This is a genomic window from Burkholderia sp. BCC1996 (assembly GCF_905339955.1).
Lineage (GTDB): Bacteria > Pseudomonadota > Gammaproteobacteria > Burkholderiales > Burkholderiaceae > Burkholderia.
The window spans coordinates 365315-386592 of the sequence record NZ_CAJPHM010000003.1 but is presented as its reverse complement, the minus strand read 5'-3'; the positions used below and the strand labels follow the sequence as shown (position 1 = coordinate 386592).

The 21278-nt window shown below is 67.5% G+C and carries 19 protein-coding genes and 2 tRNA genes; 15 read left to right on the top strand and 6 right to left on the bottom strand.

Annotated features, from left to right (window positions below):
• Window positions 1–37: 37 nt before the first annotated feature.
• Both U4Z64_RS06020 and U4Z64_RS06015 read right to left on the bottom strand, forming a co-directional pair.
• Window positions 38–1087, bottom strand: coding sequence for a DUF3592 domain-containing protein (locus U4Z64_RS06020; protein WP_321802696.1), 1050 nt, complete (start codon window positions 1085–1087; stop codon window positions 38–40).
• A gap of 190 nt (window positions 1088–1277) precedes the next feature.
• Window positions 1278–1353 (bottom strand) — tRNA-Lys (locus tag U4Z64_RS06015).
• 191 nt (window positions 1354–1544) lie between these two features.
• On the opposite strand from U4Z64_RS06015, the gene U4Z64_RS06010 reads away from it, so the two are divergent.
• Window positions 1545–1949, top strand: a complete 405-nt coding sequence (locus U4Z64_RS06010) for a PaaI family thioesterase (protein WP_321819454.1) — start codon at window positions 1545–1547, stop codon at window positions 1947–1949.
• 8 nt (window positions 1950–1957) lie between these two features.
• Window positions 1958–2824, top strand: a complete 867-nt coding sequence (locus U4Z64_RS06005) for a patatin-like phospholipase family protein (protein WP_044847343.1) — start codon at window positions 1958–1960, stop codon at window positions 2822–2824.
• Window positions 2825–2903: 79 nt separating this feature from the next.
• Here U4Z64_RS06005 and U4Z64_RS06000 read toward each other — a convergent pair whose 3' ends face one another.
• Window positions 2904–3917 carry a D-2-hydroxyacid dehydrogenase family protein gene (locus tag U4Z64_RS06000; protein ID WP_044847344.1) on the bottom strand — a complete coding sequence of 338 codons (1014 nt, stop codon included), beginning with the start codon at window positions 3915–3917 and terminating at the stop codon, window positions 2904–2906.
• A gap of 425 nt (window positions 3918–4342) precedes the next feature.
• Here U4Z64_RS06000 and U4Z64_RS05995 point away from each other — a divergent pair, with 425 nt between their 5' ends.
• Entirely contained in the window at window positions 4343–5392 is a 1050-nt protein-coding gene (locus tag U4Z64_RS05995; RefSeq protein ID WP_044847345.1) for a LysR family transcriptional regulator, read from the top strand.
• Window positions 5393–5526: 134 nt separating this feature from the next.
• Here U4Z64_RS05995 and U4Z64_RS05990 read toward each other — a convergent pair whose 3' ends face one another.
• The 3 genes from U4Z64_RS05990 to dprA form a co-directional block, all read right to left on the bottom strand.
• Entirely contained in the window at window positions 5527–8124 is a 2598-nt protein-coding gene (locus tag U4Z64_RS05990; RefSeq protein ID WP_044847346.1) for a DNA topoisomerase III, read from the bottom strand.
• Window positions 8125–8310: 186 nt separating this feature from the next.
• Complete coding sequence (locus tag U4Z64_RS05985; protein WP_044847347.1) at window positions 8311–8691, bottom strand: thioredoxin family protein; 381 nt, start codon at window positions 8689–8691, stop codon at window positions 8311–8313.
• A 36-nt stretch (window positions 8692–8727) separates the two neighbouring features.
• Window positions 8728–10164, bottom strand: coding sequence for a DNA-processing protein DprA (dprA, locus tag U4Z64_RS05980; protein ID WP_415750552.1), 1437 nt, complete (start codon window positions 10162–10164; stop codon window positions 8728–8730).
• Window positions 10165–10235: 71 nt separating this feature from the next.
• Here dprA and def point away from each other — a divergent pair, with 71 nt between their 5' ends.
• From def to queD, 12 genes are all read left to right on the top strand, one after another.
• Window positions 10236–10739, top strand: coding sequence for a peptide deformylase (gene def / locus U4Z64_RS05975; protein ID WP_044847349.1), 504 nt, complete (start codon window positions 10236–10238; stop codon window positions 10737–10739).
• A 34-nt stretch (window positions 10740–10773) separates the two neighbouring features.
• The gene (fmt, locus tag U4Z64_RS05970; RefSeq protein ID WP_321819452.1) at window positions 10774–11766 is read left to right on the top strand and encodes a methionyl-tRNA formyltransferase; all 993 of its coding nucleotides are present in this window, start codon (window positions 10774–10776) and stop codon (window positions 11764–11766) included.
• Window positions 11767–11876: 110 nt separating this feature from the next.
• Window positions 11877–12518: a LysE family translocator gene (locus U4Z64_RS05965; protein ID WP_321819451.1), complete on the top strand. Its 642-nt coding sequence runs from the start codon at window positions 11877–11879 to the stop codon at window positions 12516–12518.
• Between the two features lie 99 nt (window positions 12519–12617).
• Window positions 12618–13475, top strand: a complete 858-nt coding sequence (htpX, locus tag U4Z64_RS05960; RefSeq protein ID WP_006485774.1) for a zinc metalloprotease HtpX — start codon at window positions 12618–12620, stop codon at window positions 13473–13475.
• Between the two features lie 232 nt (window positions 13476–13707).
• A complete protein-coding gene (rsmB, locus tag U4Z64_RS05955) occupies window positions 13708–15096 on the top strand; it encodes a 16S rRNA (cytosine(967)-C(5))-methyltransferase RsmB (RefSeq protein WP_321819450.1) in 1389 nt (462 codons plus the stop codon).
• Complete coding sequence (locus U4Z64_RS05950) at window positions 15093–15683, top strand: DUF4390 domain-containing protein (protein ID WP_044847362.1); 591 nt, start codon at window positions 15093–15095, stop codon at window positions 15681–15683. Before rsmB ends, U4Z64_RS05950 begins: the two co-directional genes overlap by 4 nt.
• On the top strand, window positions 15673–18087 hold the full coding sequence (gene esaS, locus U4Z64_RS05945) for a sensor histidine kinase EsaS (protein WP_124570768.1): 2415 nt from the start codon (window positions 15673–15675) through the stop codon (window positions 18085–18087). The genes U4Z64_RS05950 and esaS overlap by 11 nt, the downstream gene beginning before the upstream one ends.
• Window positions 18088–18789 carry a response regulator transcription factor EsaR gene (esaR, locus tag U4Z64_RS05940; RefSeq protein ID WP_044847354.1) on the top strand — a complete coding sequence of 234 codons (702 nt, stop codon included), beginning with the start codon at window positions 18088–18090 and terminating at the stop codon, window positions 18787–18789. It abuts the gene before it with no gap.
• A 60-nt stretch (window positions 18790–18849) separates the two neighbouring features.
• A tRNA-Phe gene (locus U4Z64_RS05935) sits at window positions 18850–18925 on the top strand.
• 350 nt (window positions 18926–19275) lie between these two features.
• A complete protein-coding gene (gene queC / locus U4Z64_RS05930) occupies window positions 19276–20010 on the top strand; it encodes a 7-cyano-7-deazaguanine synthase QueC (protein ID WP_044847355.1) in 735 nt (244 codons plus the stop codon).
• Between the two features lie 75 nt (window positions 20011–20085).
• The gene (gene queE / locus U4Z64_RS05925) at window positions 20086–20718 is read left to right on the top strand and encodes a 7-carboxy-7-deazaguanine synthase (RefSeq protein WP_044847356.1); all 633 of its coding nucleotides are present in this window, start codon (window positions 20086–20088) and stop codon (window positions 20716–20718) included.
• Window positions 20719–20736: 18 nt separating this feature from the next.
• A complete protein-coding gene (gene queD / locus U4Z64_RS05920; protein ID WP_044847357.1) occupies window positions 20737–21189 on the top strand; it encodes a 6-carboxytetrahydropterin synthase QueD in 453 nt (150 codons plus the stop codon).
• Window positions 21190–21278 lie beyond the last annotated feature (89 nt).

Here is a 21278-nt window from a genome sequence, read left to right as displayed (position 1 = left end):
GGGCCGCGACGTTGACGGCCCGGTTCTTCCGCGTTCGTCATTCGGCGAGTTCGTGCGGTCGAGGCTCGGGCCACAGCGCCCCGACGACGAACAGTCCGGCGACGAGGAACGGCGCGCCGATCGCGAACAGGATGGCCGTGAGCCCCCACCGGTCCCAGAACCGGTCGATGACCGCACGCTCGGGCGTGACGGGGTCGTACAGCACGTCGACCACCTCGCCTTCGTACAGCCCGGGGCGCGACGAGGTCGAGCCTTGCGCGAACGTGACGGGGCGGCCGCTGTCGGTCGTGAACGCGATGGTCGCCGAATAGAGCGACGTGCGCGTGCGGGACGACTGGGCGGTTTCGGCGATCTCGACCACATGGCCGGTCGAGTGCGCGTAATGGCGGGCGATCTGCCACTGGCGCAGGCCGGCGGCGCCGGCGCCGGCCAGGAAGACGGTGCCGATCGCGATCGGAATCAGCACGATCGCGATGTTCCAGCGGCGCCGGACCGCTTTGCGGGCGGCCGGCGCAGACAGCGCGTCGGCCTGCCGGCCGCGGCGCGCGTTCACGTATAGCAGGCTGCCGATCGCCAGCGATGCGACTGCAAGCAGCGCCGGCACCGCGACGGGCAACCAGCGTTGCGTGAAATCGTCGATGAGCGCGGGACGGTTCGGATGGGCCGGATCGACCAGGACGTCCACGCTTTCGCCGATGTCGTAGGCCGGGACCACCGATGCGGTATTGCCGGCGACTTCGCGGCGGCGGCCGTCGTTCGCCAAATAGGCGACGATCGGGCGGTATGCACGCATCGCGTCGCTGTCCTGCACGATGCGCACGACCGTGCCCGGCGTGCGGATCAGGTCGCCGGCCGCATGGCTCGCGGTGACGGCGAGCATGGCTGCGACCACGAGCAGCGCAACGCCGAGCGCGAGTGCGACGAGCGCGTCCTTACGCGGCATGGCCGGATCCGTAGTGCGCGTCACGCGACGGGCCCGGATGCGATCGGGGGAAGGAGGCGACACGATGTGCGTGCCGTTGTCGGCGTGACCATGCCCTCTGAATGGTCGCGTCTCGTTCACATGATTCCATGTCTGACGTCCCATGCTCTCTCAGTGCCGGCGGCGATGCGGCGATCGCCGTCCCGGTCGTGTGATATTTTGTCGGACGATTCTAGCGGAAAGTATCTGGGCGAGGCATCAATGTGATTGCCTGTCGCGAGGAGGGGGAGAGGCCGGGCGGCGCCGGAAATGGAAAAAGGCCGGTCAGCTTGCGCTGACCGGCCTTCGGAATTCCTGGTGGGGCGTGAGTGACTCGAACACTCGACCTACGGATTAAGAGTCCGCTGCTCTACCAACTGAGCTAACGCCCCCAACAGAAGAAAGATTATGCCCGTGTATTTCGGACTTGGCAAGCCCTTTCTGCGAATCTCCTCAAAATATTTCGTAGCGTCGACGGCGGCCGTCGCCGCGGTTATGAGCCATCGCAGTTGGCGCGCTCCCGGTATGATGACGTCCACACCCGTTGCGCGGCGGTCGCGCAACGTTTTCTGGACATTCGAAGATGGACGAAAACGCAGTCCGCGAATTGCTGGATCGCCTGCTGGCCCCGTGGGTCCGCTCGCTCGGTCTGGTCCCCGTATCGATCGGCGACGAGAGCGTCACGATGCGCCTGCCGTTTTCCGGCGAATTCCGTCATTCGGGCGGCGTCATCTGCGGCCAGGTGTTCACGGCCGCCGCCGACACCGCGATGGTGGTCGCGATCTCGGCCGCGCTCGGCGAGTTCCGGCCGATGACCACCGTCTCGCTGAACACGAACTTCATGCGTCCGGTGCGCAAGGGCGACGTGCTCGTCACCGCGCGCGTGCTGCGAATGGGCCGCAACCTGGTATTCGGCGAAGTCGAGCTGTTCGACGAGGACGGCAAGATGGCCGTTCACGCGACGTCGACCTACGCGCTCGTCAGCTGAGCGGCGTGATGTTCGACCAGATCGTCTTCGCGGGCGGCGGCAATCGCTGCTGGTGGCAGGCCGGCTTCTGGGACGTCGCGCAGCCGGCGCTCGGCCTGCGCCCGCGCGTGATCGCGGGGATCTCGGCCGGCGCGGCGACCGCCTGCATGCTGTATACACGCGACGCCGCGTGGGTGATGCGCTATTACGAGGAAGCGCTGCGCCACAACCGCAAGAACGCGTACTGGGGCAACCTGTTCGGCCGCGAGCCGGTGTTTCCGCATTACCGGATCTACCGTCAGGCGCTGCTCGACATCTACGGCGAGCCGTTCGCGCGGCTCGCCGACGCGCCGGAGATCCGCATCGGCGTGTCGCACGTGCCGCGCTGGCTCGGCGCGCGCAGCGCGGTCGCCGCGGGCCTCGTCGCATACAACATCGAAAAGTACCTGCGCAAGACGCTGCACCCGACGCTCGGGCGCACGCTCGGTTTCCGGCCCGAGTTCGTGCGCGCGCAGGCGTGCGCGAGTGTCGACGAACTCGCCGACCTGATCCTGCAGTCGTCGTGCACGCCGCCGTTCACGCCGGTGCTGCGCCGCGGCGGCCGGCCGGTGCTCGACGGCGGGATGGTCGACAACGTGCCGGTCGACGCGCTCGACGCGTCGCCGGGCGACGTGCTGGTGCTCGTCACGCGGTTGTATCCGCGCCCGCAGATGTTCACGGTCGCGCACGGCGACCAGCGGCGGCTGTATGTACAGCCGTCGAGCAAGGTGCCGATTTCGAGCTGGGATTACACGAGTCCGTCGCAGATGCGGCATGCGTACGACCTCGGACGGCGCGACGGCGAGCATTTCCTCACGCGCGTCGACGCGATGACGGGCGGCCGCGTGGCCGCCTGAAGGCGGGGAAGGCGGGAAGCCCGGCAGCAGCGCCGCGCGGCGAGCGCGGCCCGTGCCGGCCAGCACCGGTCGGAGTCGGTCAGCGCACGCGGCGCGGCGTCAGCGCTTCCGGATTGACGACGCTCGACATATCGCCCTGGTCGAACGCGAGAATGTTCTTGAACGCGGCGCTGAAATAGAGCTCGTAGCTTTCGCGCTCGACGTAGCCGATGTGCGGCGTGCAGATCACGTTTTCCATCCGCAGCAGGCTGTAGCCCTGCAGGATCGGCTCGCTCTCGAACACGTCGATCGCGACCATCCCCGGGCGGTTGTGCGACAGCGCGTTGACGAGCGCGTTTTCCTCGAGCAGCTCGGCACGGCTCGTGTTGACGAGCAGCGATGTCGGCTTCATCCGCATCAGGTCTTCCTGCTTGACGATCCCGCGCGTGTCGTCGTGCATGCGCAGGTGCAGCGACAGCACGTCGCTCTGCTCGAACAGCGCTTCGCGGCTCTCGGCGGCCGTGTAGCCGTCGGCGCGCGCGGCCTCGAGCGAATGCTCGCGGCCCCAGATCAGCACGTTCATCCCGAACGCCTTGCCGTAGCCGGCCACCAGCCGGCCGATCTTGCCGTAGCCCCAGATGCCGAGCGTCTGGCCGCGCAGCACCTGGCCGAGGCCGAAGTTCGGCGGCAGCGCCGACGTCTTCAGGCCCGACTGCTGCCACGCACCCTGCTTCAGGTTCGCGACGTATTGCGGAATGCGGCGCTGGGCGGCCATCACGAGCGCCCACGTCAGCTCGGCGGGCGCGACCGGCGAACCCGTGCCTTCGAGCACCGCGATGCCGCGGTCGGTACACGCTTCGAGGTCGATGTGGCTCGAGATGCGGCCGGTCTGGCTGATCATGCGCAGGTTCGGCAGCTTGGCGAGCAGTTGCGACGAAATCGGCGTGCGCTCGCGAATCAGCACGAGCGCCTCGACTTCCGCCAGGCGGCTCGCGAGTTGCCCCAGACCGCGTACCGTGTTGTTGAAGACCTTCACGTCGTGCTCGGCGAGCATCTCGAAGCAGTTCAGCTTGCGGACGGCGTCCTGGTAGTCGTCGAGGATGGCAATTTTCATGATCAGCGGGAGTCGCGCGTTGAAAGCGGCAGCGGCGGCGGCGCACGTCGCGCACCCGTCCCGCCCGGCCGGGGCCGACATGATGCTACGTCGGCGCACGTCGTGGTGTCTTTTTAACAGGTTGTTACGCTCCGCCGCAATCGGCGCCGGCCTGAGCCGGCGCCGCTCCCGTCGGGTGCGGCGGTGTCCGCTGCCGTGTCGCGTCAAATACGTCCTTCCTGATTCGGACGTTTCCTCGACGAGGTTCACCCAATTGTTGCTTCAATCAGAATAATTGGATCATCCATTCGCGATGAGTGAGGATTTTTGACTATTTTTATCGTCAAGGCGGCCCTTGTTGAGCAACTCTGCATCATTTCCGCTGTCGTAGGAGAATTACGCATTTGCTTCAACTTTTTGAAGTTGTAACAGCGGCAGGAGTCGTTATGGATCATTTGCAGTCGATGCGCGTGTTCGTCAAGGTTGCGGATCTCGGCAGTTTCGCGCGGGCCGCGAGTGCAATGGATATTTCCAACGCGGTCGCGACGCGTCACGTCGCCGATCTGGAAGGCCGGCTCGGCACGCGCCTGCTGAACCGCACCACGCGCAGCCTTTCGCTGACGGAGTCGGGCCAGGTCTATCTGGAGCGGGCGCGCCAGATTCTCGATGAGCTCGAGGATGTCGAGCAGATGGTCGTCGCGCGCAATCACGAGCCGGTCGGCACGTTGCGCATCGTCGCGCCGGTCGTGTTCGGCCTGCACAACCTTGCGCCCGTCCTGCAGTCGTACACCGAGAATTTCCCGAAAGTGGTGCCGGATCTGACGCTGGTCGACCGCCAGGTCGATCTCGTCGAGGAAGGTTTCGACGTCGGCATCGTCGTCACGCGCCAGATGCGCAGCGCGAGCATCGTCACGCGTCGGCTGACCACGGGCTGCATGACCGTGTGCGCGACGCCGAGCTACCTGGAAAAGCACGGCGTGCCGACCCATCCGGAGCATCTCGCCGAACACCCGGCGCTGAGCCTGCCGACCGAATACTGGGGCGACGAGCGCGTGTTCACCGGGCCGGACGGCGAAGTGCGCGTGCGCCCGACCAACGTGATCGTCGCGAACAATACCGCGATGCTGCGCCAGTTCGCGCTGCTCGGGATGGGCGTCGCGATCCTGCCCAGCTACCTGATCGGCAGCGACATCGCGCGCGGCGCGCTGGTCCGGCTGCTGCCGGATTTCCGGCTGCCGCAGGTCGAGATCAACATCGCGTATCCGAGCCGGCGCCACCTGCCCGCGAAGGTGCGCACGTTCATCGATCACCTCGTCGAATATTTCAGCCACTCGACCGACGCGATGATGGGCGAACAGTGGGCCGCACAGAGTGCGGCGCCTGCGCCGATCGGTGTCGAGATGCGTGCCGAGCCGCCCGAGTCGACCGATCCGAACCTGCAGCCGCGGCTCGCGCGTTCGCCGCGCGCGCGCGTCGCGGTGCCGTCGCCGCTGTAACGGCGCGGCGGCCGCGCACCGGCACGGCCGGCAGCAGGCACCAAGAAAAAACGCGGATCGAGCGATCGATCCGCGTTTTTTTATCGCCGGTTCACCGGCTTACTACGGGCCGGGAAACCCCGGCGCCCGGTGCGTCAGGAGCCCGTCTTGCGCGCCGTCGTCTTGCGGGCGGCGGTCTTGCGCGCCGGTGCCGGTTTCTCGTCGGCGCCTTCCGTCACGGTTTCGGCATCCTTCGTCGCCGATTTTGCCGTCTTCTTCGCGGCAGCGGCCTTCGGTTCCTTCTTCTCGAACTCGAAACCGATCTTGCCGTCCGGCTGCTTCACGAGGAATGCCTTGAAGTTGCGGCCCGTGCGCGACGACTTGAAGTTCGGCAGCAGATCCGTGCGGCCGTCGGCCAGCAGTTTCGCCATCTGCTCGCGCGTGATTTCCTGCTGCAGGATCACCTTGCCCGAACGGAAGTCGCAGGTCTTCGGATTCGCGACCGAGTGCTCGCACACATAGCTCATCCCGTGCTCGAACACGCGGCCCTTGCATTTCGGGCATGCGCCGACCGGTTCCTGCGCGGAGAAGTCGGGCGCTTCGCCTTCCTCGCCGCCCTGGTCCTGGCCGAAGTCGAACTCGAGCTTGTAGTTCTTCGTTTCGTCGTCGAACGAGAGCTTCAGGATCGCCGAGAACGGACGGCCCATCTTGCTGCGGAAGCCGGACAGCGGGCCGATGGTTTTTTCCCGCAGCAGCTCCTCGACTTCCGCGATCTCGAACTGCCGGCTGCCCGGAATCTTCGAGATCGAGAACTCGCACTTCGTGCATGCGAAGCGGCGGTAGTTTTCCTTCACCTGGCCGCCGCAGTTCGGGCACGGCGTCTCGAGCGTCGCGTAATCGCCGGGGATCGTGTCGGAATCGTATTCCTTCGCGCGCTTGACGATCTGCTGCGTCATGCGGGCGATTTCCTGCATGAACGCGTCGCGCCCGAGGTTGCCGCGCTCCATCTGCGACAGCTTGTATTCCCATTCGCCGGTGAGCTCGGGCGCGGTCAGTTCCTTCACGCCGAGCCCGCGCAGCAGCGTCATCAGCTGGAATGCCTTCGCGGTCGGGATCAGCTCGCGGCCTTCGCGCACGAGATACTTCTCGCCGAGCAGGCCTTCGATGATCGCCGCGCGCGTCGCCGGCGTGCCGAGGCCCTTCGCGGCCATCGCCTCGCGCAGCTCGTCGTCCTCGACGAGCTTGCCCGCGCCTTCCATCGCGGACAGCAGTGTCGCTTCCGAGTAGCGTGCAGGCGGTTTCGTCACGAGCGCGACCGCGGCGATCTCGTCCGTCTTCACCTTCTCGTCCTTCTGCACCGGCACGAGGTTCGCGTCCGCGCCTTCGGCGTCGCGTCCGTACACCTGCAGCCAGCCCGGCTCGACGAGCACCTTGCCTTCGGTCTTGAAGTGATGGCCGGCGACTTCGGTGATCCGCGTCGTGACGCGGAACTCGGCCGCCGGGAAGAACACCGCGAGGAAGCGCTTCACGACCATGTCGTACAGCTTCTGCTCCGGCTCGGACAGCGACTTCGGCGCCTGCAGCGTCGGGATGATGGCGAAGTGGTCGCTGATCTTCGAGTTGTCGAAGATCCGCTTGTTCGGCTTCACCCAGCCCTTGTCGAGCACCTGCTTCGCGTGCGGCAGGTAGTTGTGGCTCTCCTTGAGCATCTCGAGCGTGGACTGCACCGTCGAAATGTAGTCTTCCGGCAGCGCGCGCGCGTCGGTACGCGGGTACGTCAGTACCTTGTGCTTTTCATACAGCGCCTGCGCGAGACCGAGCGTGTTCTTCGCGGAGAAGCCGAAGCGGCTGTTCGCTTCGCGCTGAAGGCTCGTCAGGTCGAACAGCAGCGGCGACAGCTGGGTCGACGGCTTCGATTCCTCGGACACCGTGCCGACCTGGTCGCGGCACGCGGCGACGATCGTTTCGGCGGCCGGCAGGCTCCAGAGGCGCGAGTCGCGCTTTTCCGGATCGAATTCGTCGCGCTTGAATTTCGGGTCGAACCACTTGCCTTCGTAGAAGCCGCCCGCGCATGCGAACTCGGCCTTCACTTCCCAGTAGTCGCGCGGGATGAAGCGGCGGATTTTCTCTTCACGTTCGACGACGATCGACAAGGTTGGCGTCTGAACGCGGCCGACGGTCGTCAGGAAGAAGCCGCCGCCCTTGCTGTTGAACGCGGTCATCGCGCGCGTGCCGTTGATCCCGACGAGCCAGTCGGCTTCCGAGCGGCAGCGTGCGGCGTCGGCGAGCGGCTGCATGTCCGAGTCGGTGCGCAGGTGCGCGAAACCGTCGCGGATCGCCTGCGGCGTCATCGACTGCAGCCACAGGCGCTGGACCGGCTGCTTCGCCTTCGCGTGCTGCACGATCAGGCGGAAAATCAGCTCGCCCTCGCGCCCCGCGTCACATGCGTTGATCAGGCGGTCGACGTCCTTGCGCTTCATCAGCTTGGTCAGGACTTTCAGGCGCGACTCGCTTTTTGCGATCGGGTTCAGGTCGAAATGCGGGGGGATGACGGGCAGATGAGCGAAGCTCCATTTCCCGCGCTTGACCTCGTACTCTTCCGGGGCGGCGATTTCCAGCAGGTGGCCGACCGCGGACGACAGGACGAATTCGTCGCTCTCGAAGTATTCGTCATGCTTGGTAAAGCCGCCCAAAGCGCGCGCGATGTCGTTCGCGACAGAAGGCTTTTCCGCAATGATCAGAGCTTTGGACATGACAGATGTGTGTTGGTAGACCGGGTTCGCCGGCGTGGGTCCCTTTTACGACGGCTTTATAGCACACGCCGCAGCGACGGCGGCTCGGCGTGCAAAAAGCGGCTCATCATAGAGGGGGGGCGCAACGGCGGCAAGCGCGCCCGGCGCGGCGGCACGCGCAACGGCGCGAAAAGCCGCCCGGCCGGTTCACGCCTCGACGTTCAGGATATTGCGCAATTTCGGTGCGTGCGGCGCGCCGGGCACGGCGCTCAGGTCGGACAGCATCCGTTCGACGATCGTCGCGTGCGGCAGCACCGTGCCGAAGAAGCGCGCGGTGTTCGCGTCCTCGATCAGGATCGTCGGGAAATTCTCGACGTCGAGATCGTCGAGCCGGTCGGCATGGGTTTCGATGTCGATCCACGCGAAGCAGGCGTCGGGATGGGTGTCGGCGAGCTGGTCGAAGGCCGTCCGGTAGTCGCGGCAGGTGCCGCACCACTCGGCGCACAGGCAGGCGACCAGCAGCGTGTCGGGATCGGCGAGGCGCTCGGCGATCCGATCGGCATCGGTGTCGAGATTCAGCGCGGGCATGGAATTCCTTGGGTAGCGTCGGCGGCACGGGCCGCCCTATGCGGGGGACTGTAGCACGCCGGACGCGGGCGGAGTGGGCGCCACGTCAAGCCGCGCGAAGCGTCCGCCGGGCACGCTCGCGACGCGGCCGGCCAGTTCGAGCGCGAGCAGCGCGCGATGCAGCGCGTCATCCGACAGGCCGCTGTGCTCGGCGAGCCACTCGTAAGTAACGGGGCCGTATCCCAGTGCGGCGAGCACGGATCGTTCTGCCGGGTCGTCGGGCGGCACGCCTTCGTTTCCGGTCGATGCGGTGGATGGAGCGGCGGAAGCCGGTTTCCCGACATGCTCGCCCGCGCGTCGCCCCACGGTGTCGGCTGTTTCGCCGTTATCGGGGTGCGTACGCGAATTCGCCGCGGCGTGGGCGGTGTGCGTTGCCGGTTCGTCCAGCCCGTACTCCTCGAGCACGTCGAACGGTGTCGCGGTGAGCTTCGCGCCGTCGCGGATCAGCGCGTGGCAGCCCTGCGCGAGCGGCGCGTGGATCGAGCCTGGCATCGCGAACACGTCGCGGCCCAGCTCATTCGCGAGGCGTGCGGTGATCAGCGAGCCGGAGCGCGGCGCGGCTTCGACGACGAGCACGCCGAGCGCGAGCGCGGCGATCAGCCGGTTGCGCTGAGGGAAATGCGACGCCCGCGCGGGCGTGCCGAGCGGCCATTCGGACAGGATCGCGCCGCGCGCGGCAATGTCGTGCGCAAGCGTGCGGTGCCGCGCCGGATAGACGAGATCGGCGCCCGTCGCGATCACAGCGACCGTGCCGGCGCGGCCGTCGAGCCCGCCGCGATGCGCGGCGCCGTCGATGCCGAGCGCGAGACCGGAGACGATCGCGAGCCCCGCGTCGGACAGCGCATGTGCGAAGCGCGTGGCGTCGGCGAGCCCTTGCGGCGTCGCATGGCGGCTGCCGACCACGGCGAGCCCGCGTGCATGCAGCAGGTCGAGCCTGCCCTTTACATATAGCAGCGGCGGCGGGTCGTGCAGGTCGCGCAGCCGTGGCGGATAGACGGGATCGTTGAGCGTGACGATCGCGTTGCCCGGTGTGTCGAGCCATGCCAGCGCGGCGTCGGTGCATGCGTCGAGGTCGTCCCGCTCGCTGGCGCGCACCGCCCGCGCGGCGGCAGCGCTGCTCGCCGCGCCGATGGCCTGGTCGGACGCGGCGAGCAGCGCCGTCGGCGAGCCGAATGCGTCGAGCAGCGCGTGCAGCACGGCGGGTGGGATGCCCGGCGCATGCGCGAGCTGCAGCCACGCGCGCAACGCCGAAGTCGTCAGCGCTTGCGGCGACATGAGGTTCCCCTCGAACGCGGCGGCCAGCGGAGCGCGTGGCGCCATGATAAAATTTTCATCATCCGAAATACTCGACAGGGCCGCGCGCACGGGCGCCCGGCCAATTGCAGGAGGCATGACCCGCGGCGTTGATATGCCGCGCGTCTGCCTCATCTTCATTGCATCCCGGCGGCGGCGCCAGCCGGCCGGATGGCCGATGCGGCACGCCGCTCCACCGAATACCGAACACCATGGCTTTGCTGAACATTCTTCATTACCCCGACAAGCGACTGCACAAGGTCGCGAAGCCCGTCGACAAGGTCGACGACCGGATCCGCAAGCTCGTCGCCGACATGGCCGAAACCATGTACGCCGCGCCGGGCATCGGCCTCGCGGCGACGCAGGTCGACGTGCACGAGCGCGTGATCGTGATCGACGTCTCCGAGGAGAAGAACGAGCTGCGCGCGTTCATCAACCCCGAGATCGTCTGGTCGAGCGACGTGAAACAGGTCTACGAGGAGGGCTGCCTGTCGGTGCCCGGGATCTACGACGAAGTCGAGCGTCCCGACCACGTCCGTGTACGTGCGCTCAACGAGCACGGCGAGACCTTCGAGCTCGACTGCGAGGGCCTCCTGGCCGTGTGCGTGCAGCACGAGATGGATCACCTGATGGGGCGCGTGTTCGTCGAATATCTGTCGCCGCTGAAGCAGACCCGCATCAAGACGAAGATGAAGAAACTCGAACGCGCGATGTGACGCGCGTGTGCCCAGCCCGATCCCGAACGCTGTCATGACCCATACGTTGCGCGTGATTTTTGCCGGCACGCCGGAATTCGCCGCGGCCGCACTCGCCGCGATCCACGAGGCCGGTTTTCCGGTGCCGCTCGTGCTCACCCAGCCCGATCGCCCGGCCGGGCGCGGGATGAAACTGCAGGCGAGCGTCGTGAAGCGCTATGCCGTCGAGCACGGGATGCCCGTCGCGCAGCCGCCGTCGCTGCGCCGCGCGGGCAAGTACCCCGCGGAGGCGGCCGACGCGATCGAGCTGCTGCGCGCGACCCCGCACGACGTGATGGTGGTCGCCGCATACGGCCTGCTGCTGCCGCAGGAAGTGCTCGACATTCCGCGTGCCGGCTGCATCAACATCCACGCGTCGCTGCTGCCGCGCTGGCGCGGCGCCGCGCCGATCCACCGCGCGATCGAGGCCGGTGACGCCGAGACGGGCGTCACGCTGATGCAGATGGACGTCGGCCTCGACACCGGCGCGATGATCGAGGAAGCGCGCGTCGCGATCGCGTCCGACGACACGACCGCCACGCTCCACGACCGGCTCGCCGCCGACGGCGCGCGGCTGATCGTCGATGCGCTGGTGCGGCTCGAGCGCGACGGCACGCTGCCCGCCACGCCGCAGCCGGCCGACGGCGTGACCTATGCGGAAAAGATCGGCAAGCACGAAGCGGCGCTCGACTGGCGCAAGCCGGCCGACGTGCTCGCGCGCCAGGTGCGCGCGTTCGACCCGTTCCCGGGCGGCGTCGCCACGCTCGACGGCGCGGCCATCAAGCTGTGGGCGGCCGAACCGGTGGCGGCGCGCGGCACGACTGTCGACGTGGCGCCCGGCACGATCGTCGAGGCTGCGCCGGAGGGCGTGGTCGTTGCCTGCGGCAGCGGCGCGCTGCGCGTCACGCAACTGCAGAAACCGGGCGGCAAGCGGCTGCCCGCGCGCGAATTCCTGGCCGGCTCGCCGCTCGCCGCGGGCCAGCGCTTCGCGTTGCCTGACGCGGCCTGAGCGTCATTCGACCCGGCATCGCGCCCGCGCGCAATCGGCCGGATGGCCGAGTCGCGCGGCGCGGCAGGCGCGCGTAGAATTTCCCTGCGCATTCCGGTTTCGAGGTTCTCATGCTTGGCATCACCCATTTCGGCTTCTTCGTGCTCGCGGTCTTCCTGCTGAACGTCACGCCCGGCCCCGATACGGCGTACATCGTCGGCCGCAGCGTCGCGCAGGGCCGTGGCGCGGGGCTGATGTCGGCGCTCGGCATCTCGGCCGGCTGCTGCGTGCACGCGCTTGCGTGCGCATTCGGCCTGACCGCGCTGCTCGCGGCGTCGGCCGCCGCGTTCACGGCGATCAAGCTGGTCGGTGCCGCTTACCTGATCTACCTCGGCGTGCGCATGATCGTCACGAAGCAGGCCGCCGCGCCGGCAGGCGCCGAGGCGGCGCAGGTCACGGCCGCGAAGCCGCTGCGCCAGTTGTTCATGCAGGGTTTCTGGACCAACGTGCTGAATCCGAAGGTCGTGCTGTTCTTCGTGTCGTTCTTCCCGCAGTTCGTGTCGGCCGACAGCCCGCACAAGGCGCTGGCGTTCCTGGCCCTCGGTTCGGTGTTCCTCGTGATGAGCACCGTCTGGAGCTGCATCGTCGCGTGGGTCGCGGGTAGCGTCACACAGCGCTTTTCCGGCAAGCCGGGCGTCAGGAAATGGCTGGATCGCACGGTGGGCAGCGCCTTCGTCGGCCTCGGGCTGCGGCTCGCGGCGACGCAACGCTGAAATTGAATTTTTCCGGCAAGACCTTATCTAACAAATCGCTTACAATTTTCCGCCGCGCACTGTGATGTCGGCGGGTCCCCTGACGGATAAGGAGTGGGTATGTTCAATTGGGTCAAAACGGCGATGCTGATGGCCGCGATCACGGCCCTGTTCATCGTGATCGGCGGCATGATCGGTGGCTCGCGCGGCATGACGATCGCGCTGCTGTTCGCGCTCGGCATGAATTTCTTCTCATACTGGTTCTCCGACAAGATGGTGCTGCGCATGTACAACGCGCAGGAAGTCGACGAGAACACGGCGCCGCAGTTCTACCGGATGGTGCGCGAACTCGCCACGCGCGCGAACCTGCCGATGCCGCGCGTCTACCTGATCAACGAGGACGCGCCGAACGCGTTCGCCACGGGCCGCAACCCCGAGCACGCGGCAGTCGCCGCGACGACGGGCATCCTGCGCGTGCTGTCCGAGCGCGAGATGCGCGGCGTGATGGCGCACGAGCTCGCGCACGTGAAGCACCGCGACATCCTGATCTCGACGATCACCGCGACGATGGCGGGCGCGATTTCGGCGCTGGCCAACTTCGCGATGTTCTTCGGCGGCCGCGACGAAAACGGCCGTCCGGCCAACCCGATCGCGGGGATTGCGGTCGCGCTGCTCGCGCCGATCGCCGGTGCGCTGATCCAGATGGCGATCTCGCGGGCGCGCGAGTTCGAGGCCGACCGCGGCGGCGCGCAGATCTCCGGCGATCCGCAGTCGCTCGCCACCGCGCTCGACAAGATCCATCGCTATGCGGCAGGCATCCCGTTCCAGGCGGCCGAAGCGCATCCGGCCACCGCGCAGATGATGATCATGAACCCGCTGCACGGCGGCGGCCTGCAGAACCTGTTCTCCACGCACCCGGCGACCGAGGAACGCATCGCGCGCCTGATGGAGATGGCCCGTACCGGCCGCTTCGATTGATCCCAGGCGCATCGCGCGGCCATTGCCGCGCGGGGGCGCGATGCCACCCCGCACGCTTCGCGCTGCGGGGTTTTTCATTTCTGCGCGCCGTAAAGGGGCCAAAGGGTTCGCGCGGTCGCACGCTACAATGCGCGGTTTGGAATCGCGCGGCCTCGGGGCCGTTGCGATCCCGCCGTTTGCCGCCTGTGTTTGCCGTGCCTGCTTGCCGCGCTTGATTGCCGATTCCGTTCCGATGACACGAACCCGTTCCTCCGCCCCGTCTTCCTCCGGCCGCCCGGCGCGCCCGTCCGCGCTGCATCTCGCGCCCGATTCGCTGGGCTTCGCGCTCGACGCGGCCGCGCAGGCAGTCGATGCGGTGCGGCGCGGCACCGCGCTGCCGGCGGCACTGGCCGCGGTGTTCGCGCAGATGCCGGCCGGCACGCAGGCGCTCGCGCGCGGCGCGACGCAGGACGTTGCGTATCGGACGATGCGTCGTCTCGGGAGCGCCGATTGGCTGATCGGCCGGCTCGTCAGCAAAGCGCCGCCCGCGCATGTGCATGCGGTGCTCGCCGGCGCATTCGCGCTGCTGCTCGATCCGGAGGAAACGGCTGCATATCCGGCGTTCACGATCGTCGACCAGGCCGTGACTGTAATCGGCGCGCGACGCGAATACGCGTTCGCGAAGGGGCTGGTCAACGCGGTGCTGCGGCGTTTCCTGCGCGAGCGCGACATGCTCGTCGCGGCGCTGCAGGACGATCCGGTCGCGCGCTGGAATTACCGCACCTGGTGGGTCGACGCGGTGAAGCGCGCATGGCCCGACGCATGGCAGGCGATCCTCGCGGCCGGCGAGCGCCAGGGGCCGCTGACGCTGCGCGTGAACGCGCGCCGCGCGAGCGTCGACGCGTATCTCGACACGCTGCGTGCGAGCGGGATCGACGCGACCGCGATCGGCCGTCACGCGGTGCGGCTCGCGTCGGCGCTGCCGGTCGATCGCATTCCGGGCTTCGCCGATGGCGTCGTGTCGGTGCAGGACGCCGGCGCGCAGCTCGCGGCCGAATGGCTCGGTGCGCGCGACGGCATGCGCGTGCTCGACGCGTGCGCGGCACCGGGCGGCAAGACCGGGCATATCCTCGAACTGGCCGACGCGGAAGTCGTTGCGCTCGAAAGCGACGCGACGCGCGCGGCGCGTATCGGCGAGAACCTCGCGCGCCTGTCGCTCGCGGCGGACGTGCGCGTCGGCGACGCGGGCGCACCGGACGCGTGGTACGACGGCCGTCCGTTCGATCGCATCCTGGCCGACGTGCCGTGCTCGGCGTCCGGCATCGTGCGCCGTCATCCCGACATCCGCTGGCTGCGCCGCGAAGCCGACATCGCCGCGCTCGTCGCGGAACAGCGCCGCATCCTGAGCGCGTTGTGGCCGCTGGTGAAACCGGGCGGCGAACTGCTCTACGTGACCTGTTCGATCTTCCCCGAGGAAGGTGAATTGCAGGCGCGCTGGTTTGAAGCGGCCTGTGAAGATGCGGTACGATTGGACGCGCCCGGCCAACTGCTGCCGGGCGGCGTGCACGGCGGGGCGGCCGGCGCACGCGACCAGAACACCGATCACGACGGATTTTTCTACGCGCGGTTTCAGAAACGGTGACGATCAAACACCTATTTCCACTTCGGCTTGCGGCCGTCCTGCTGGTCGCGTTGACGCTGTGCCTGACGGTCGTTCGGCCGGCGCGCGCCGAGTCGATCGCCGTGCAGCGCGCATCGCTGCAGGCTGACGGAAGCGGCTGGAGCCTCGATGCCCGCTTCGATTTCGAGCTGAATCCGAACCTCGAGGATGCCGTCAACAAGGGCATCCCGCTTTACTTCACGACCGACTTCGAACTGGGCCGCGCGCGCTGGTACTGGTTCGACGAGCAGCCGGTGTCGGTGTCGCAGACGATCCGGCTGTCGTTCCAGCCGCTCACGCGCGAGTACCGCGTGTCGACGGGCGGCCTGCAACTCGGCTTCCCGTCGCTGAAGGACGCGCTCGCGGTCGTCCGGCACATCACGTCGTGGCACGTGATCGACCGCAACCAGGTGCGTGCCGGCGAAACCTACACGGCCTCGGTGCGGATGCAGCTCGATACGGCGCTGATGCCGAAGCCGTTCCAGGTCGACGCGGTGAACAACCGCGACTGGACGCTCGGGTCGGACTGGAAGCGCTTTACCTTCACGGTGACCGAACGTGCTAAATAAAGTGCGCCGCGCGGCCAGCGGGAAGAGCCTCCTCGTTCGCGTGATCGTCTCGACCGTCGCGATCACCGCATTGCTGCTGCTCGTGCTGCTCGCGGCCGCGAGCGCGAACACCGAATTCTTCGACCGCTACTACTCGTGGCTGTACGCGACGAACATCGTCGTCGCGCTCGTGTTCCTGCTCGTGGTGCTCGGGCTGATCGGGATGATCGTCGTGCGCCTGAGGAAGGGCAAGTTCGGCACGCGGCTGCTCGCGAAGCTCGCGGTGTTCTTCGCGCTCGTCGGCGTGGTGCCGGGCGGGATCATCTACATCGTGTCGTACCAGTTCGTGTCGCGCAGTATCGAGTCGTGGTTCGACGTGAACGTCGAGACCGCGCTGACGGCCGGCCTGAACCTCGGCCGCGGGATGCTCGACGCGTCGCTGTCCGACCTGCAGACGAAGGCGCGGCTGATGTCCGACCAGCTCGCGAGCGTCGATGCGAACACGAACGGCACGACGCTCACGCTCTTGCGCCTGCGCGACCAGTTCGGCGTGCAGGATGCGACGATCGTCGAGCCGAGCCGCGGCGGCTCCGGCGCGGCGCCCGACCTGCACATCGTCGCGCAGGCATCGGGCAATTTCGCCGCGCTGATTCCGGACGACCTGCCGACGCCGCTGATGCTGAGCCAGGCGCGCGAACACGGCGCGTATGCGGCGATCGAGGGCGAGGTCGACGGCGACCCGCGCGCGCACGGCGCGAAGGGCGCGCTGCGGCTGCGTGTCGTGCGGCCGATTCCCGACGCGACGACGTCGCTGCTGCAGCCGGCGGAGCGGTTCCTGCAGCTCACGCAGCCGGTGCCGCCCACGCTCGCGCACAATGCCGACGCGGTGCAGCGCGCGTATCGCGAGTACCAGGAAAAATCGCTCGGCCGCACGGGCTTGCGCAAGATGTACATCGGCACGCTGACGCTCGCGCTGTTCCTCGCGACCTTCATCGCGATGATGCTCGCGCTCGCGCTCGGCCAGCAGCTCGCGCGGCCGCTGTTCCTGCTCGCGCAGGGCACGAAGGAGATCACGGAAGGCGACTACACGCCGAAGCGCGAGATCAAGTCGCGCGACGAGCTCGGCTTCCTCACGCAGTCGTTCAATGCGATGACGCGCCAGCTGTCCGAGGCGCGGCTCGCGGTCGAGAAGAACCGCGTCGCGCTCGAGCATTCGAAGACCTATCTCGAGAGCATCCTCGCGAACCTGACCGCCGGCGTGTTCGTGCTCGATCGCCAGTTCCGGCTGACGACGGCCAACCGCGGCGCCGAGCGCATTTTCCGGCAACCGTTCGGCGCGATGATCGGCACGGCGCTCGACCGGATCGGCGTCGTCGCGGAATTCGGCGCGATGGTGCGCAAGGCGTTCGCCGATCGCGAAGCGGCGTCCGACGACGGCGGCGGCGACCGCGGCCACTGGCAGCAGCAGTTCGCGATCGAAGTGCCGGGCGAAGCCGATCCGCTGACCTTGCTCGTACGCGGCACGCGCCTCGTATCGACCGTCGAGGGCGAGGCCGACGATCCGCAAACGTCCGGCTACGTCGTCGTGTTCGACGACATCTCCGACGTGATTTCCGCGCAGCGTTCGGTCGCATGGGGCGAGGTCGCGCGGCGGCTCGCGCACGAGATCAAGAACCCGCTGACGCCGATCCAGCTGTCGGCCGAGCGGCTGCAGATGAAGCTGTCCGACAAGCTCGCGCCGCCCGATGCCGACGTGCTCAAGCGCGGCGCGACGATGATCGTCAACCAGGTGGCCGCGATGAAGCGGATGGTCGACGACTTCCGCGAATATGCGCGCACGCCGCCGGCGGTGCTCGCCAACCTGCAGCTGAACGAACTGGCGAGCGAGGTGCTCGGGCTGTATGGTGTCGGCGAAGGCAAGAGCGCGATCGTCGCCGAACTCGCGCCGTCGCTGCCGGTGATCCGCGGCGACGCGACGCAACTGCGCCAGGTGATTCACAACCTGCTGCAGAACGCGCAGGATTCGGTCGCGGACGTCGCGCATCCGCGTGTGTTGATCGAAACCAAGACAGTAGAATATGGCGACCCCGACGCCGAGGGCAAAACGCGCGTCGCGGTACGTCTTACCGTGTCCGACAACGGGCCCGGTTTTCCGGCACGCATCCTGACCCGTGCGTTCGAGCCTTACGTGACGACGAAGGCGAAGGGCACGGGGCTCGGATTGGCCACGGTCAAGAAAATCGTCGATGAGCACGGCGCGCGGATCGATCTGCGCAATCGCATGCACGGCGAGACCGTCGAGGGTGCGCAGGTGTCGATCCTGTTCCTGCAGATGGCGAGCGATACGCCAGGCGTCGAATCCGGCGCGCAGGGCGGGGCGGCTCCCGCCAAGACAAAAGCAAGTGTGCAGACAAAGGCAGCGTAAATGGCAACCATCCTGGTGGTAGATGATGAAATGGGCATCCGGGAATTGCTCTCGGAGATCCTCAGCGATGAAGGACATGTCGTCGAGGCGGCGGAAAACGCGCAGGCCGCGCGGGAATACCGTCTGAATCAGGCGCCCGATCTCGTGCTGCTCGATATCTGGATGCCCGATACCGACGGCGTCACGCTGCTCAAGGAATGGGCGGCGCAGGGCCTGTTGACGATGCCCGTGATCATGATGTCCGGGCACGCGACGATCGATACCGCCGTCGAGGCGACGAAGATCGGCGCACTCGATTTCCTCGAGAAGCCGATCGCGCTGCAGAAGCTGCTGAAGTCCGTCGAGCACGGTCTCGCGCGCGGCGCGGCACCGGTGTCTGCCAATGCGGCGGCGAAGGCGGGCGGCGGCCAGGCATCGGGCCCGGCGGCGGTCGCATCCGCGGCCGCGCTGCCGACGCTCGGCGACGACATGGCCGCGGCGCTCGGCCTCGCGGGCCAGACGGCCGCGATTCCGTTCGACATCCCGTTGCGCGAAGCGCGCGATGCGTTCGAACGCGCGTACTTCGAATATCACCTCGCGCGCGAGAACGGCAGCATGACGCGCGTCGCGGAGAAGACGGGCCTCGAGCGCACGCACCTGTATCGCAAGCTCAAGCAGCTCGGCGTCGAGCTCGGCAAGAAGCCGTCGGAAGGGGCCGTATAAGAAATTTCACGAAACCCCTTGTGCGACTCAGTAAAGCTCGATATACTTTGTTTCTTCGTTGGCCCGGTAGCTCAGTTGGTAGAGCAGCGGATTGAAAATCCGCGTGTCGATGGTTCGATTCCGTCCCAGGCCACCAGCAGTTCCAACCCCAAGAATCGGAAGGTTCTTGGGGTTTTTCGTTTGTGGTGGGTTTGCGCGGCATTGGCGGCGCGCCCGGCAGCATTCGTCGGGGCGTGATAAAATCCGTGCCCGCTCAATGACTTAGCGCATCGCTTCAGGCGCCCGGCAAGGCTGCCCGCAGGCGCTGCCGTGATGTGCGGCAACGATGCCGCGCGATGGGCGGTATAAGCGCTCCGCCGCGTTCGCGGCCGACCGCGCTGCCTATACTGGTCGAGCCGGCGCAGGCCGGCACGCGTCGGGCCGCCCGGCGGCAGCCGGCCCCGGGGCGCAGCGCGACGCGAGCCTACACATTCACGGAGTATCACGGTGATTCGGACAGACGCTAAAGACGGCGCGCTCGTGTTGTTTTCCGGCGGGCAGGACTCGGCCACGTGCGTGGCCTGGGCCCTCGAACGCTACCAGACGGTCGAGACGCTCGGCTTCGATTACGGCCAGCGCCACCGCGTCGAACTCGAATGTCGCGAAGGCGTGCGCGACGCGCTGAAGCGTCAGTTTCCCGCGTGGGCCGACCGCCTCGGCGACGATCACATGGTCGACCTGTCGGTGCTCGGCGCGATCAGCGATACCGCGATGACCCGCACGATCGAGATCGAGACCGCGGCGAACGGCTTGCCGAACACGTTCGTGCCGGGCCGCAACCTGCTGTTCATGACGATCGCGGCCGCGATCGCCTATCGCCGCGGCTTGCGCGTGCTGGTCGGCGGGATGTGCGAGACCGATTTCTCGGGCTACCCGGACTGCCGCGACGATACGATGAAGGCGCTGCAGGTCGCGCTGAACCTCGGCATGGACACGCGCATGGTGCTCGAGACGCCGCTGATGTGGCTCGACAAGGCGCAGACCTGGCAACTCGCCGAGCAGCTCGGCGGCGAGGCGCTCGTCGAGCTGATCCGCGTCGAGACGCACACGTGCTACGTGGGCGAGCGCGCGGAACTGCACGACTGGGGCTTCGGCTGCGGCGAATGCCCGGCCTGCAAGCTGCGCAAGCGCGGCTACGAGGCCTACCTGAAGGGCGAGCGCGTGACCGAAGCACCGCTGTGACGCGGGTGCGCCGGCAGCGCTGGATGGATAACGGATTCTGATCGACAACGAGCGGCGCGAGCCGGACGAAGCACGATGACTTACGCGGTCAAGGAAATTTTCTACACGTTGCAGGGCGAGGGCGCGAACGCGGGCCGTCCGGCCGTGTTCTGCCGGTTCGCCGGCTGCAATCTGTGGTCGGGCCGCGAAGAGGATCGGGCGGATGCCGTGTGCCGCTTCTGCGATACCGACTTCGTCGGCACCGACGGCGAGAACGGCGGCAAGTTCAAGGACGCCGACGCGCTCGTCGCGACGATCGCCGGCCTGTGGCCGGACGGCGAGGCGCACCGCTTCGTCGTCTGCACGGGCGGCGAGCCGATGCTGCAGCTCGACCAGCCGCTCGTCGACGCGCTGCACGCGGCGGGCTTCGAGATCGCGATCGAGACCAACGGCTCGCTGCCGGTGCTCGAGACGATCGACTGGATCTGCGTGAGCCCGAAGGCCGACGCGCCGCTCGTCGTCACGAAGGGCAACGAACTGAAGGTCGTGATCCCGCAGGACAACCAGCGGCTGGCCGATTACGCGAAGCTCGATTTCGAGTATTTTCTCGTGCAGCCGATGGACGGCCCGTCGCGCGACCTCAATACGAAGCTCGCGATCGACTGGTGCAAGCGGCATCCGCAGTGGCGGCTGTCGATGCAGACCCACAAATATCTGAACATTCCCTGAGCCACGGCTTTTGACATCGTGCTGATTACCCGAAAACTCGAATTCGACGCGGGCCACCGCATTCCCGATCACCGCAGCCAGTGCCGCAACCTGCACGGCCATCGCTACGTGCTCGAAGTCACGCTGCGCGGCGATCTCGTCGATACCGAGGGGGCGCCCGATCGCGGCATGGTGATGGACTTCGCCGACGTGAAGGCGCTCGCGGTCGAGCACCTCGTCAACAAGTGGGATCACGCGTTCCTGGTCTACGCGCGCGACGAAGTCGTGCGCTCGTTCCTCGAGCAGATGGCCGACCACAAGACCGTCGTGCTCGACCGGATCCCGACCGTCGAGAACCTCGCGGCGATCGCGTTCGACATTCTCGCGAACGTGTACGACGCGCACTACGGCGTGAACCTGCGCCTGGAGCGCGTGCGCCTGTACGAAACGCCGAACTGCTGGGCCGACGTCGAGCGCCAGCCCGGCCGCTGATCCTGCCTTCCCGGCAGCCCCGCCAGCCGGCGCGGGCTGCCTGCCGCCGCGCCGCGTGGCCCCGCCCGGCGCCGTTCCCCGCCTGTTCC

Bases quoted from the DNA above. Each gene is read 5' to 3' on its own strand.
- htpX (WP_006485774.1), top strand. From the start codon at position 12,618: ATGTTCAATTGGGTCAAAACGGCGATGCTGATGGCCGCGATCACGGCC.
- fmt (WP_321819452.1), top strand. From the start codon at position 10,774: ATGACCCATACGTTGCGCGTGATTTTTGCCGGCACGCCGGAATTCGCC.
- U4Z64_RS05995 (WP_044847345.1), top strand. From the start codon at position 4,343: ATGGATCATTTGCAGTCGATGCGCGTGTTCGTCAAGGTTGCGGATCTC.
- U4Z64_RS06000 (WP_044847344.1), bottom strand. From the start codon at position 3,917: ATGAAAATTGCCATCCTCGACGACTACCAGGACGCCGTCCGCAAGCTG.
- U4Z64_RS06005 (WP_044847343.1), top strand. From the start codon at position 1,958: ATGTTCGACCAGATCGTCTTCGCGGGCGGCGGCAATCGCTGCTGGTGG.
- esaR (WP_044847354.1), top strand. From the start codon at position 18,088: ATGGCAACCATCCTGGTGGTAGATGATGAAATGGGCATCCGGGAATTG.
- queE (WP_044847356.1), top strand. From the start codon at position 20,086: ATGACTTACGCGGTCAAGGAAATTTTCTACACGTTGCAGGGCGAGGGC.
- U4Z64_RS06010 (WP_321819454.1), top strand. From the start codon at position 1,545: ATGGACGAAAACGCAGTCCGCGAATTGCTGGATCGCCTGCTGGCCCCG.
- U4Z64_RS05990 (WP_044847346.1), bottom strand. From the start codon at position 8,124: ATGTCCAAAGCTCTGATCATTGCGGAAAAGCCTTCTGTCGCGAACGAC.
- U4Z64_RS06020 (WP_321802696.1), bottom strand. From the start codon at position 1,087: ATGGGACGTCAGACATGGAATCATGTGAACGAGACGCGACCATTCAGA.
- rsmB (WP_321819450.1), top strand. From the start codon at position 13,708: ATGACACGAACCCGTTCCTCCGCCCCGTCTTCCTCCGGCCGCCCGGCG.
- def (WP_044847349.1), top strand. From the start codon at position 10,236: ATGGCTTTGCTGAACATTCTTCATTACCCCGACAAGCGACTGCACAAG.
- dprA (WP_415750552.1), bottom strand. From the start codon at position 10,164: ATGAAGATGAGGCAGACGCGCGGCATATCAACGCCGCGGGTCATGCCT.
- U4Z64_RS05965 (WP_321819451.1), top strand. From the start codon at position 11,877: ATGCTTGGCATCACCCATTTCGGCTTCTTCGTGCTCGCGGTCTTCCTG.
- U4Z64_RS05985 (WP_044847347.1), bottom strand. From the start codon at position 8,691: ATGCCCGCGCTGAATCTCGACACCGATGCCGATCGGATCGCCGAGCGC.